Below are 13,553 nucleotides of genomic sequence, written 5' to 3'. Positions count from 1 at the left end.
TGTGCGGTGCCGGAGTCTGACGGGCGAAACCTTCGCGAAATCAGCAATGTTCCTGCCGTTCCAGGGGTGGCTTCAAACGAAGACGCTCGGGCGATCCCGACCGGGTTTGCTGCCGGGATTCAGGGGCCGATCGAGGGACGCAAACGGGCCATGCAATGCACGTCGGCGAAGATGCCGTTGCGAAACGAGGCCGCCTTGTGCGTCCCCTCGATGGTGAAGCCGAACTTTTCGTAGAGGGCGATGGCGCGGGTGTTGTCGGTGAAGACCGTCATCTCGATGCGCAAAATATTGATCCAGTTGTCAGCCGTATCGATCACCGCCGCGAGAAGCCGCGAGCCGATGCCGTGTCCGGCGAAATCCTCGTGCACGGCGATCCAGAATTCCGCCGCATGCGCCCGCCGCCCGTAGAAGGGGCGCAGGGCCGCCGCCCCGACGACGCGCTCGCCCTGCTGCGCGGCGAGGTGCAGATCACGCGGCGAGCGGGGCTCGGCCCACTTCTTCACGGCCTCGAACGATTCGTAGGGGAGCGCCAGCGTTCCGAAACGGAAGGCGGGCTGGTTGTAGATCTCGAACAGATCCGGCGCGTCGTCCTCGCGCATGGCCCGTATCGTCACATCCATACTGGTCCTCGCTCCGTGTGAAGGTCTGATCTCGTCGAGAGCCGGTTCGACCGGTCCGTTCCGGCAACGATGACGATCCTCATGCTGAGGTGCTGCGGCAGCAGCCTCGAAGCACGCCGCGAGGTTGATCGCGGCCGCCGATGCCGTCGGATCGATCGTTTCGGTTCGATCGTTCCGGCGTGCTTCGAGGCCGCGCTTTCGCGCGGCACCTCAGCATGAGGGGCGGCGTGCTGGCCGAAGCGACGCCGCCACGCCGTCTTGCAGCGATACGCTCGATGCGAAGCGCGTCTTGCCTGACGCGGCTCACGTCCAGTCGAAGCGCAGCGTCTCGCGGAAGGCGAAGCGCTCGATGTGGCGCACGACCACGTCGCGCAGGTCGGGCAGGCTGGCGGCGTCCTGTGCGGTCAGGTCGATCGTCAGGGTCTCGGCGCTGGCACTCAGCCGCGTCTCGCCGAGCGGCAGGGCGATCCGGGCATCGGTCGGGGTGAACTCGGTCTCGAACCGGTGGGCCCAGTGTTTGCAGAGCTGCTGGAGGTAGCGGCTGGCATGCGGGGTGCCGACGACGGCGTGGCTCTCGGTCATGTCGGTCTCCTGAAGTTCCGGCGCCGGCTCAGCGCGCGGCGTGGAGGGCTCCCGCCCCGCGGCGTCCGGCAGTGGCGCTGCGCAGGCGGAAAAGGTCGGTCGGCAGGACCGAGAAGCTGGCCTCGCCGAACCATTCGAGCGAGCCTTCCGCCTGCGGCGGCAGCGTCTTGAGGAAGGCGGCGTAATCCAGCGCGCCCTCGAACAGGCCGGTCATGCCCTCGCGCCGTCCGGCCGCGGCATAGACGTTGGCCGGCTCGAACACCGAAAGGTCGGCGCGGCTGCGCACGTTCTTGAGGTGGTAGTAGTCGATATGCGGGGAGAGCCGGGCGTGGGACGCGAGCGGGTCGTCGCCGCCTTCCCAGACGTGGAGCGTGTCGAAATTGACCCGGAGGTTCGGGTGATCGACCGCGTCCAGCAGGTCGAGGAGCGAGGCGGTGGTGTCGGCGAGCGTGCCGGGATGCGTCTCCACCACGAGGCGCAGGCCCTGGTCGGCGAGCTGGTCCGCCGCCATCCGCAGGCGCTGGGCGACATGGGCGCGCTCGTCCGCCGAGGCGGCCGCACTGCCCTTGGTGCCGGCGAAGGTGCGCAGCCGCGGCGCCCCCCAGCTCCCGGCGAGCCGGGCGAGTTCGGCCGTCCGCTCGGTCAGGGTCTCCAGCGGCGCGTCGAGCGGCAGGTAGTCGCTCAGCATCGGCACCCGCAGGCCGTAGGCGGCGAGCCATTCGGCGTGGTCGCCGGGGCCGAGATTGCGGGCGTGAACGCCCCACAATTCGATGCCGTCGAAGCCGTGGCCGCGGGCGAAGCGGGCGAGTTCGCCGATCGATACGAGATGGTGGCGAAAGCTGATGGTGCAGAGCGCGATTCTCATGCGGAGAGCCTTTCGCGTGACGGGAGCGCCTGTCCGAGATCCGGGCTGTTCTGCCGCCACGCGGCGTAGGCCGAAGCGAGCTGCCGCTTGATCGCGAATTCCTGCGCGTCGAGCGCATCGAGCCGCGCGAGGACGGGGGCGACCTCCCCCGTCTCCCCCGTCCGGGCGAGCTTGAGGACGGCGTAGTGCAGGGCGGTGAGGCCGTTCACCAGGGCCTCGATCTCGTCGCAGATCCGCTGGAACTCCGGGTCCGGCCAGCGCAGGGCCCGCCAGAAGAAGGCGAAGCCGTGCTCGTAGGCCCATTTGCGGATGGTGATGACCGGCAGTTCGCGCAGCGCCTCACCGACATCCGTCAGCTTCAGCCCGCCGCGCCCCTCGGCATGGGCGAGCACGATGGCGCGCGCGGCATCGATCAGCGGGTTGGAGTCGAACCGGAAGCAGGCGTCGAAGAAGGCGGCCAGATCCGTGTCCGTCGGCGGATGGGCCTGCGATGGGTCGAAGCGGTAGCCGCCGGCGACGCTCGGCTGGCGGATGGCGTTCAGCATCCGCTCGCGCTCGATCACGCCCTCCCAGCGGAAGTCGGGGTCGCGCACCTGCCAGAGGTCGGGGTCGTCGCCGAGCGAAACGAGCAGGTAGTGCGGGAAAGGGTTCTGGTTGAACTTGTTCTCGCGCTCGGGGAGATGGAACATGTCGAGCATCACCATGATGCGCGTGTCCGGCTCCCGCTGGTCCAGGAGGTCGAGCAGGGTGGCGATGTTCTCGTCCTTCGAACGGGAATGGTCGTACCATGAGACGAGCGGCACGCCGTAGAGCCGCTCGAACCAGTAGCGGAACGACTCGTGGTCCATCGCGTCCGAGTGGTAGGCGAGCCGCGAGCCGTCGGTGATGGCGAACTCGGCGTCCCAGATCAGGGCATAGAACGGGCGGTGGTCGATGCCCCGCATCTTCAGCCCGTCGCAGACGCAACTGACGAAGCAGTGGATCTTCAGGTCGTAGGACATCGCGCCGTGGACGCCCTCGGAGGGCGTCTCGGACTCGGCGACCGGTGCGACCGGCTCCACGCCCGGCGCCAGGAGCCGGGCGAGGTCGGCGACGGTGGAGACGTCCTGCCGGTTGATCGCTTCTTCCGGCACCGACACCCCATGCGTCAGTTCCAGCGACAGGATGAGTTGAAGCAACTGGACGGAATCGAGGTAGAGATCCTCGTTCAGCCGTGCGTCCGGCCCGAACCCATCGAGATGGGGATGCTGCATCTCCTCGCGCAGCACCGTGCCGATGGCCGCGATCAGCGTCTCGTTGCTCACGCCACCGCCTCCAGGCCGCCGCCCCTGTACTGCGCGGCGACCGCGCGACGAGAAATCTTGCCGTTGGCCTCGCGCGGGATCGCGTTGACCTGCACCGCCTCGACCGGCACCTGATGGCCGGCGAGCCAGCGGCGGCACCAGTCCTGCAGCGCCCGGGGCGGCACGGGACCGTCCGCGCTGAACAGCAGCGTCACCCGCTCGCCCGCGAACGGATCGGGCCGGGCGAAGGCCACGGCGTCGGTGATGCCGGGCATCGCCATCACCACGTCCTCGACCTCGCCGGGATAGACGTTGAGGCCCGAGACGTTGATCGTGTCGTCCTTGCGCGCGACGAAGATCAGCATGCCGTCGGGCGCTAGGTAGCCGAGATCGGCGGTGTGGATCGCCCCGCCCTCCCCCTCGACCACGATTTCCGCCGGGGCCTCGGGGCCGGTCCCCGCCCGAACGCGGTGATGCGGCAGCGGCCGGCCGATGGCGTCGGCGCGGCGCAGATCCGGGTTGATCGCGATGCAGCCGGCTTCCGAGCAGCCGTATTGCTGGAACAGGTGGGTGACGCGCCCGCGGATGGCGGAAAACCACGGCGCCGGCAGGAGCGTGCCCGAGACCATCGCCGCATGGAGGGTTTCGCCCTCGGGCATCAGCCGGGCCAGCGTGTGCAGCATGGCGGGTGCGGTGTAGAGCACCGGCCGCTCGATCTCGCGCAGGCGACGCAGGAGGTATTTCGGGTTGGTGGTGTCCACGATCACCGGCACGCGGCCGCGGCGCAGACCCACGAACAATCCGCAGATCAGCCCGTAGGAATGGGTGATCGGGCAGGCGATGACCGGTGTCATCCCATCCGGCTCGGTGAAGGCGCCGACATAGCTCTCGACCTCGCGCTCCACCGCGCTCCAGGGGCGGGCGATGCATTTCGGCTCGCCGGTGGTGCCGGAACTCATCTGGAGCAGCTCACCCTCCCCCGGCGGCGCGGCGCCGTCCAGGGTCTCGCCCTCCAAGCTGTCGAGGAACAGGCGGTGGCAGCCGGCGCGCTGGGCGAGCCGGCGCGCGCCCTCGTCTGGCAGGGCCGGATGGATCGGCAGCAGGCTCGCGCCGCTGCGGCGGGCGGCGAGGATGAACGCGAGGCCCTGGGCCGTGTCGCGGAAGCGCGCGGCGACGCGCTCGCCGCTGCCGCCGCGCAAGATCGCCGTATCCGCGACGCGCCGGATGGCGGCCTCCATCGCGTCCGCTGGGATGGTGCGGCCGTCGATCTCGATCATGCAGGCTCCGGAAAGGGCGTCAGGGGAAGGGAACAGGGCGTTGGGGGCCAGCAGGCTGCCGCCCGCCTCGCCGAGCCCGAGCTTGCGCGATAGCAGCGCCTCGACCCGCAGCCGGGGCGCCTCGACCCCAAGGCGGGCGAACCGCGCCTCCAGCCCATGCTCCGCCGCGTGGTGCCGCAGACGCACGCCGAGGCGGCGCCAGAACCCTGCCTCGTCGAGGCCGTGCCGGCGCTGGAGCAGGCCGGTGATCTCGCCGAGGTTGAAGACGAACAGGCTGTCGGTGACGAGTTCGGCGAGCGTCGCGGCCGAGCGCATGGCGTGGAAGCGGTCGTCCGCGGGCCCGGCATGGGCCGGGTCGATCGCCCCGAAATCCGGCACGCGCTCCGGGCTCGTCACGAAGTCGGGCGCGTATTCCGCGCTTTCGTGGAAGTCGCGCAGGATCACCCGGTCCGGCCAGCCGTCGCGGTGGACCAGAATCATGTTCTGGCCGTGCGCCTCCAGGGCGACGCCGTGGCCCGCGAGCAGGTGCCAGACCGGCAGCACCGCGACCGTGACCAAGCGGTCGAGCCAGGCGTCGCGGCCGTAGCGTTCGAGCCAGGGCGCGATGAAGGGGCTCCCGTCCGCCTCGCACACGGCCAGCGCGTTGAAGGGCACGGCTGCTTCGCCGGGAACGAGACGCGGGCTCTCCCGCCAGATCGCGGCGAGCTGACCGGCGAGCGGCCCGTCCTGGTCGGCGAGCGCGGCGGCGTATTCGCGCAGCACCGTCACGCGGCCCTGCAGCGCGGGATCGCCCGCGACGAGGCCGGCGAGCCAGTCGGACAGGGCCGGGCCGGTCAGCACGAAATGCGGATCGAGGATGCGCAGGCTCGAGGTCGAGACGACGGCAAGCGCCAGCTTTACGCTCGCGGCGGACGGGTCGTCGAGATTGTGCAGCGTGCGCAGGGACTGGCTCGCGACATAGCGTGGGCCGGCGGTGCCAAGCGCGACGGCGCGGCCCTCCGCCAGCCAGGGGCGCAAGGCTTCCGCTGCAAGCCGGCGCATCTGCCAGGGATGGACCGGCAGTAGCGTGTGCGTGTCGAGGGAATGGCCAGCCTCATCGAGGCGGCACGTCAGCACGTCCCACGCGTCCCCGAGTTCGGCCCGCCAGAACCCGTCCTCCGGGCCCGGCAGCGCGAGGGCGATGGTGTCCCGGCGGACAGCCAGCCATTCGAGGCGGAACGGTGCGGCGGTCTCGGGCCCGTAGCGGCGGTGATCCTCCAGGGTAAAGCCGGTGCGCGCCTTGAAGCTCGGATGATAGGGATGGCCCTCCCACAAAGCCGCATCGAGCGCGGCGAAGGGCAGCGCGCGGCGCTCCGGCGGCGAGAGGTTCTGGGCGTTCCAGCGGCAGAGTTCGATCGTCTGCCGAAGCTCGGCCCGCAGCCGCGTCCGGTGCTCCGAGGCGGCGGGAAGGGCCTCGACGAGGGTGGCGAGGTCGGCCGGCACCCAGGCGTCCTCTTCGCCTGCCATCTCGACCGAACCGGAATCGAGGCGGGGGCGGCCGAAGGGGCCGAGGGTGCCGGCCGCGCGAAAGCGATGGGAGCCGAGGCGCCATGCGATCCGACCGGCGACGTCGCGGGCCGGCTCGCGCTCGGCAAGCCCTTCGAACAGGACGGCTTCGGCCAACTGGCGCAGGACACGCGCTTCGGGCTGCTCCACGGTTTCGGGAAGCATGGCCTCAGGACGCGAGGGCATGGCCGGCCTCGCCCCGAGCCGCCCGAAGCATGAGCGGGTTCGGCATGTCGATGTAGTTGCCGGTGCCGTCGCCCGAGGCGAGTTCGTCGCGGTCGGACAGGCGCACCCGCAGGTTGGCCTTGGTGCAGAGCGTCGGACCGTCGAGCACCGAGCGGGCGAAGGCGCGGCCGGCGCCGGTCATGCGGCGTGCCATCGCCTCCAGGCGGCGGGCGAGGTCGTCGAGGAGCGTTTCCTCGCGCGCCACCCCGTCATGGCCCATCCGGGCGATGACGGAGAAGATCTGGTTGACCACGAGATAATAGGCCAGCCGTCGGCGGATCTCGCCGTCCGGGAAATAGAGCGAGGCGATGGCGCCGGTCTCGGGTGCGTCGCGCAGCAGCCGGGGGCGTGCGGATTCCGAGAGGTAGAAGCCCTGGTTGTCGCGGTAGAAGCCGCGCTCGGGCCAGCCGGAGGCGACATCGAGCAGCGCGTTCTGCTGGTGGGCCTCCAACGCGATGCCGTGCGCGTCGTAGAGCGCGACGACGGGCTCCAGCATACAATCGAGATAGCGGGCGAACCACGTGCGGGCGGCCTGGGCGCGCGCGGCCGAACCCTCCGGGCAGACCTGCCGCAGCAGGGCTTCCAGCCGCGAGAGGCGGCCGGGCAGCGGCTCGGCGGTGAGGGCTGCCAGTGTGGCGACACCCTGCTCCGCCCCGTCGCGGAACGGGTTCTCGCGCAGGACCGTCTCGAAGCCGCTCTCCTCGCGGTCGGGGCTGTGAAGGGTGAGGTAGGCGGGATCGGCGAGGATCTGGAAGTTGGGATGGCGGGTGCCGAAACCGCTTTTCGCCAGCAGCCGGGCCATGGCGACGCCGGCCTTGAGTTCGGCGAGCCGGTTCACCCGCAGCGAGTTGGTGAGGGTGACGGGCAGCGAGAACTTCGCCATCCACGGGCTCTCGGCGGCGTAGACGGTGCGCAGCGAGGAGGTCGCGGTGAAGCGGGGGCCGAAGGCGCCGAGCCGCCGCAGGCGGCCCGCCTCGACCCATGCGGCGACGTGCGGCTCCAGCATCAGCGCCTCGGCCTGGAGCGGATGCATCGGCAGGGCGATCTCGTCGGTGCGCAGGCCCAGCTCGGCAGCATCGGGGCCGAGCAGGTCGAGGGCGAGGTCGGGCGCGGTGCGGGCCACCGCCGAATCGTGGCGGACGAGGCTCGCCTGCGCCGCGAACACCGCGAGCTGGAACGTGCCCCCCTCCTCCGGCGCGTAGGCACGGGCCTGCCAGGTCGTGAGGCCCTGCCGGCTCTTGGGCGTCGGGTGCAGCCAGTGGCCGAAGACGAGGGCGCGCTCGGCGGCGATGAAGCCGGTTTCCGCATCCGCCGCCCGTTCCGCGAGGTCGAGCAGGCGCGCGGTCTCACGGTAGCTGCCGAGCACGCGCCCGAGCAGTTCCAACTCCCGCTCGCGGGCGGTGTCGCCCCGCCCCTCATCCGTGCGCGAATAGGCCTCGCCGAGAAGCTCCTGAAGCGCGCGCATCGGCGCCACCGGCCGCCAGCGTGGCTCGTGCAGGTGGCGGGTCCAGAGGCGGCCGAACGCCTGCGCGCCGCATAGCGAGGGCGACAGGATCTCGGCGCGGATCGCGAGGCGGCGGCTGCGCAGATTCCACTCGATGCACGGCGCGGGCGGCCCGTCCGTCAGCGCGTGCCGGATGCGGATGCCGGGGTCGATCTCGCGCAGATATCCGTTGGCGAAGCTGCGGAAGGCGGCTGCCTCGGCCACGGCTTGAGACGAGGGTGGCATGATCTTCGAAACCTCCTGAGAGCCTTGAGGGCCCGGCCGCATCGCGGCGGGGGCGTGCGCCCGAATGATCTGATCCGCCGGCCCGGCGACGCGTCATCGGATCGACGCAGCGGTCCGGTCGCCGGGCCGCCCGTGCGTCATCGTCGTCATGGGCCGCGAGCGCGCGGCGAACTCACCGTTGCGGTGGCGGGCGTGGGGGATCGTGCGGTTTCGAGAGAAAGAAAAGGTCGTTGATGGAAGCGTAGGGATAAGAAAATGGATCTTCGTTGTACTTGCTCATCGGACTGAGGGCTCCCTCGAATCGCTTGAGGCTGAAGGCGTGTTGCGCAAACTTCAGGCATGCGTCAAGAGAAGATGAATTTATTGGAATTGTTCTTGATATAGGGTGATTTCCTGGTTGCCTTGTCGCGACAGTTGGTTGCCATCAAAAATATTCTTTATTTGTCCGTGGCTTTATCGCGTGTGGGCCGGTTCCGTGCCTTCGCCGGTCACGGCGTGAGCGCGCCCAACGAGCCATCCCTGATTGTGCCCGCGATCCCGCGGCGCCGGACCGCCGTCCGTCTCCGAGCCGGGCTTCGATCCCGGCGCCGCCGGATGATCGCGACCTGTGAAGCGCCCATTTCGCCGTGATGGGAAAAATCCGTTGCTGATCCGCAACGAGGTCATGAAATGACTTGTAGTCTTTAGCTGTTATAATTCTCGTCTTGTTTCTGGGGCTGGTATTTCGACTGTCCGTGCAACGTCTTGCGACAGCATCGTCCGCTAGACTGGAAATGATACAAGCTATTGTGGGGCTTGCATAATCCACGCGTCTCCTTCTGGTCGGTCCTCAGTCATCGATCAGCGTGGGATCATCTGTGGGCGACGGGACCGACCTCATGGCGGGAGGGGCGGCGGGGGGGTCGATCGATGCCCTCTACCGTCACGAGGGGCTGAAGCTCCGGCGTTTCCTCCAGCGCCTGCTCGACAACCCGGCCGACGCCGCGGATGCGAGCCAGGAAACCTACCTGCGCATGGTCGCCGCGCTCTCGCGCACGAGCATCGAGCACCCCTCGGCCCTGCTGTTCCGCATCGCCACCAACGTCGCCCTGCGGATGCGCAACCGCGGCCGGCTGGAGCGGATTCTGTTCGCGGCGAAATGCGAGGCGGAACTCGCCGAGATCGCCGACGGCTACGCCCTCCCGGAGCGGCAGACGATCGCCCGTCAGGAGCTGAAGCGCCTCGCCGCGGCGATCGACGCCTTGCCGCCCCGCTGTCGCGAAGTGTTCCTGCTCAGCCGCCTCGACGGCCTCGCGAACGGCGAGATCGCGCAGCGCCTCGGCATCTCGCGCAACATGGTCGAGAAGCACATCATCAAGGCCCTGCTGCATTGCCGGCGCAGCCGCCTCGATCTTTTTTGAACGAGTCGCATCAGGAGGCGGCGACCTCGTTGATCTAAGGGGATAGGACATCCGCGCTGCGCCATTTCGGGCCGCGGTGGGCCCCAGGGGGATTGGCGTGGCCGGCAGCGACGGGACGGAGGCCGACGAGGCCGACGGCGATGAGGATCCGGTCGAGCGCGAGGCCGCGGCCTGGGTCGCGCGGCTCTCCTCCTCCGACGCCACGGAAGCCGACCACAGGGCCTTCGAGACCTGGCGCAAGGCCGATCCCGTCCACGCGGCGGTCTATGCCGAGATGGATGCGTTGTGGCGCCGGCTCGGGCATCTGCCCGATCCCCGCCCGCGCAAGACGTCGGACAAGACATCGAGCAAGACACCGAAATCGCTCGCCGGCCTTGCCGCCGTCGCCCTGGTCGCGGGCGCCCTGGCCTACGAGACCGGTCTCCTCGACCGGCTGCGCGCGGATCTGTGGAGCGGCGTCGGCGCCATCGAGCACGCGACGCTGCCCGATGGCAGCCGCGTCGACCTCAACACGGACACGGCGATCGCGGTGCGGTTCACCGAGGGGGAGCGCGGGATCGCGCTACTACGGGGCGAGGCCAGCTTCGATGTCGTGCCCGATCGGAGCCGGCCCTTCGTCGTGCGCGGCGGCGGCCTGAGCGTGCGCGCGGTCGGAACCCGCTTCTTCTTGCGCGCGGACGGGGCGGACCGTCCCGTGGGCGTCACGGAGGGGCGTGTCGATGTGTCGGCCGAGAGTGGGCGCGTCGTCGTCTCGGCCGGGGAGGAAGTCCGGATCGGCGGCGACGCCCTGCACGTGGCGGCGGCGGATGTGGAGCGCGCCACGGCCTGGCGCGACGGCCGGCTGATCTATTCCGGAAAGCCGCTGGCGGCGGTCCTGGCCGAACTGAACCGCTACCGCCGCGGGCGCATCGTGCTGCTCGACCGTGGGCTCGGCGAGCGGCGCGTGACCGGCGCGTTCGATGCCCGCAACACCGACGACGCCCTCGACGTGATCGCCGCGACCATGGGCACCCGCATCCGGCGGCTCTCGCCCCTGCTGGTGCTGGTCGGATCACCCCTGTGAGCGGGGCGATGAGGGCGCGCGAAAAAAATCGCTCTGCCCACGTCAGGAGATGGCGCCCCCGTTGATCTTAACCGTCGAGGGCGCGGAGGACGCAGGGCGTGCCGCCCCTCCCGACGGATCGATGGGGCTTTGGTATGGCGTCGCGCGCGCGCAGGTTTTTACAGGGCCGGATGGCGGGGATCGCGCTGGCCGGCGTGTCGGTCGCGGTGATGGCTCAGGCGGCCGCGCAAGCCGGCGAGGCGAAGCGGCCCCGCGGCCCCACGATCCTGGCCGAGGCGCCGCTGGGGGGCGCTCCCGTCCGGCTCTCCATCCCGAAGGGTTCGCTGGAGGCCGGCCTCGTCGCCTTCACCGAGCAGGCCGGGGTCAAGCTGGTCTACCCGACCGAGCTGACGGCGCGGCTCGAGACACCGGGGCTCGCGGGCGAATTCGCCCCGCTCGACGCCCTGACCAAGCTCTTGGACGGCACCGGCCTCACCTATCGTCCGGCCGGCGCCTCGACCATTACCCTGGTCAACCCGCGCTACGTCCAGCTCGGCGCGGCGCCGGCCGGCGCGGTGACCCTCGATGAACTGCACGTCGAGGGTCAGGCTCAGGCCCGGGGCCGTGCCACGGCCGCCGGCCTGCCGCCGCCCACCGGGACGGTCGGGCAGCCGCCCGTGCCCTATGCCGGCGGGCAGGTCGGCTCGGGCGCCCGTGTCGGCTTGCTCGGCAACCGCTCCGTCCTGAAGACGCCCTTCAGCATCACGGGCTACACGGAGAAGCTGATCGCGGACCAGCAGGCGGTGTCGCTCGCCGATGTCGTGCTGAACAATTCGTCGGTGCGCAACGACGCCCCGCCCTACAGCGAGCGCGATTCCTATTTCATCCGCGGCTTCTCGGTCACCAATCTCGACACCGCCTTCGACGGGCTGTTCTACCTCGCCAACCCGCGCCGCACCTTCACGGAGGGCCTTGAGCGCGTCGAAGTGCTGCTGGGGCCGACAGCGCTTCTGAGCGGCGGCACCGGCCGCGTCGGCGGCACGATCAACCTCATCCCCAAGCGCGCCTACGACGAGCCGTTCGCGCGCCTCACCACGACCTATATCAGCGACGCGCAGATCTGGACCCATGCCGACCTCGGCCGCCGCTTCGGCGAGTCCAAGGAATGGGGCGTGCGCTTCAACGGCGCCTACCGCACCGGTGCCACGCCGCTCGACAACAACGCGATCGAGGTCGGCGTGGCGGCACTGGGCCTCGACTACCGCGGCGACCGGTTCCGGGCCTCGCTCGACATGACCCACTCGACCCAGAACGTCACGGCGCCGACCTCGCTGTTCAATGCGGTCGCGCCCGGTATTCAGATTCCCCGTGCCCCGAACAACCGGACCAACACCGCGAATCCGTTCGAGTACAACGACAGCCGCTACGGCATGATCACGGGCCGGGCCGAGTACGACGTCCTGCCTGACACGACGGTCTACATCGCCGGCGGCGCCAGCCGCTACAACGAAGACTTCCTCACCTCGAACTACCGCGTGACGAGCGTGACCGGGCAGGCGACCAACCTACTCGCGATCCAGCCCCAGGAAATCCAGGGGCTCACCGGCGAGGTGGGCCTGCGCACCCGCTTCAGCACCGGCTTCCTCAATCATCAGGTGAACATCGCGGCCGTCGAGGCGAACAACAAGAACTTCCGCAGCGGCTTCGTCCCGCCCGTCTTCACCCCCTACACGATCAACATCTACAATCCGGTCTATCTGCCGACCGGATCGATTCCGACGATCGGGCTTCCCCGCTCCGCCGCGCAGCCGCTCTTCGCCCAGCTTTCCGCGCGCAGCGTGGCGGTGGCCGACACCCTGTCGTTCTTCGGTGACGACCGCTTCCTGCTGACGCTGGGCGGGCGCTATCAGGAGATCGACCAGCAGGGCTTCGCCACCCGTCCGGGGCCGACGCAGGGGCAGGTGACCTCGAACTATCAGGAGGGCCGCTTCAGCCCCGCCATCACCTTCGTGCTGAGCCCGTTCGAGAACCTGTCCTTCTACGGCAACTACATCGAGTCGCTCGACCCGGTGGCCGGCCCGCCCTCGACGGCGAGGAATGCCAACGAGATCTTCCCGCCCGCGGTGGGGCGGCAGAAGGAGATCGGCGTCAAGTACGATTTCGGCACCATTGCCGCCACGGCCGCTCTGTTCGAGATCGAGCTGCCGAGCGCCTTCACCGATCCCGCGACCAACATCTACTCAGTCAGCGCCCGTCAGCGGAACCGCGGCGTCGAACTCAACGTGTTCGGCGAGCTCGTCCCAGGCCTGCGGCTGCTCGGCGGCGTCACCTTCATCGACGCGGAACTGGTTCGGGCGACGAATGCCCAGGCCAACGGGAAGGCAGCTCCCGGCGTGCCCGACACGGCCTTCAACCTCTACGCCGAGTACGACCTGCCGCCGTGGCTGGCGCCGGGCCTGACCCTGACCGGACGGGCAATCTACACCAGCAGCATGTTCTACGATCAGGCCAACACCCAGTCGGTTCCGGACTGGACGCGCTTCGATGCCGGCCTGCGCTACACGACAGAGGGCGTGAACGGAAAGCCCGTCGTGTTCCGCGCCCTCGTCCAGAACCTGCTCGACGATTCGTATTGGGCCTCCGCCGCCCGCGGCTTCCTCGCCGTCGGCGCGCCGCGCACCTTCATCGTCTCCGCCTCCGTCGATTTCTGAGAGACCGACGCGTCGCTTCCAGCTCCGCCCTGCCCCGACATCGCGAAGGGGTAAGGGCGGGCCGCCCGGTCGCGCACGCCTGGCCCGTCGATCACCTCTCACGTGAGGGGCAGTCGGCGGACTTTTCGCATGTGCGCGCTCGATCCGCCCGCGATCTGCCGCTGAAACGAGCAGGCCTCCGTGGTGAACCGCCGCTCGCCCCCTCAGCGCTCCTGCCTTCCGGCGGCGATCACCGCCAAGCTGACCGGTCTGTGTGATTTGTGGCTTCTGGCAC

Annotated in this window: 9 protein-coding genes; 3 read left to right on the top strand and 6 right to left on the bottom strand. The window is 69.7% G+C overall.

What is annotated here, in order from left to right; translation table 11 throughout:
• Positions 1-119: 119 nt before the first annotated feature.
• The 6 genes from MSPGM_RS18975 to MSPGM_RS18950 form a co-directional block, all read right to left on the bottom strand.
• A complete protein-coding gene (locus MSPGM_RS18975; RefSeq protein WP_012254970.1) occupies positions 120-620 on the bottom strand; it encodes a GNAT family N-acetyltransferase in 501 nt (166 codons plus the stop codon).
• Positions 621-923: 303 nt separating this feature from the next.
• A complete protein-coding gene (locus MSPGM_RS18970) occupies positions 924-1,202 on the bottom strand; it encodes a DUF2218 domain-containing protein (RefSeq protein ID WP_056457728.1) in 279 nt (92 codons plus the stop codon).
• A gap of 28 nt (positions 1,203-1,230) precedes the next feature.
• A complete protein-coding gene (locus tag MSPGM_RS18965; protein ID WP_056457723.1) occupies positions 1,231-2,067 on the bottom strand; it encodes a sugar phosphate isomerase/epimerase family protein in 837 nt (278 codons plus the stop codon).
• Positions 2,064-3,371: a DUF6005 family protein gene (locus MSPGM_RS18960; protein WP_056457719.1), complete on the bottom strand. Its 1,308-nt coding sequence runs from the start codon at positions 3,369-3,371 to the stop codon at positions 2,064-2,066. The genes MSPGM_RS18965 and MSPGM_RS18960 overlap by 4 nt, the downstream gene beginning before the upstream one ends.
• A complete protein-coding gene (locus tag MSPGM_RS18955) occupies positions 3,368-6,358 on the bottom strand; it encodes an IucA/IucC family protein (protein WP_261925885.1) in 2,991 nt (996 codons plus the stop codon). The genes MSPGM_RS18960 and MSPGM_RS18955 overlap by 4 nt, the downstream gene beginning before the upstream one ends.
• On the bottom strand, positions 6,342-8,126 hold the full coding sequence (locus MSPGM_RS18950) for an IucA/IucC family protein (protein WP_056457713.1): 1,785 nt from the start codon (positions 8,124-8,126) through the stop codon (positions 6,342-6,344). Before MSPGM_RS18950 ends, MSPGM_RS18955 begins: the two co-directional genes overlap by 17 nt.
• 878 nt (positions 8,127-9,004) lie before the next feature.
• Between MSPGM_RS18950 and MSPGM_RS18945 the strand changes: the two genes are divergently transcribed.
• The 3 genes from MSPGM_RS18945 to MSPGM_RS18935 all read left to right on the top strand — a co-directional run bounded on the left by MSPGM_RS18945 (position 9,005) and on the right by MSPGM_RS18935 (position 13,279).
• On the top strand, positions 9,005-9,526 hold the full coding sequence (locus MSPGM_RS18945; protein ID WP_056457882.1) for an RNA polymerase sigma factor: 522 nt from the start codon (positions 9,005-9,007) through the stop codon (positions 9,524-9,526).
• A 97-nt stretch (positions 9,527-9,623) separates the two neighbouring features.
• A complete protein-coding gene (locus MSPGM_RS18940) occupies positions 9,624-10,589 on the top strand; it encodes a FecR family protein (protein WP_261925884.1) in 966 nt (321 codons plus the stop codon).
• Between the two features lie 170 nt (positions 10,590-10,759).
• Entirely contained in the window at positions 10,760-13,279 is a 2,520-nt protein-coding gene (locus MSPGM_RS18935; RefSeq protein WP_261925883.1) for a TonB-dependent receptor, read from the top strand.
• Positions 13,280-13,553 lie beyond the last annotated feature (274 nt).

Origin of the sequence: Methylorubrum sp. GM97, assembly GCF_024347855.1 — a bacterium.
In the GTDB taxonomy this organism is placed as follows: Bacteria; Pseudomonadota; Alphaproteobacteria; order Rhizobiales; family Beijerinckiaceae; genus Methylobacterium; species Methylobacterium extorquens.
The sequence above is the reverse complement of the archived record's forward strand: the minus strand, read 5'-3'. Positions and strand labels throughout refer to the sequence as shown.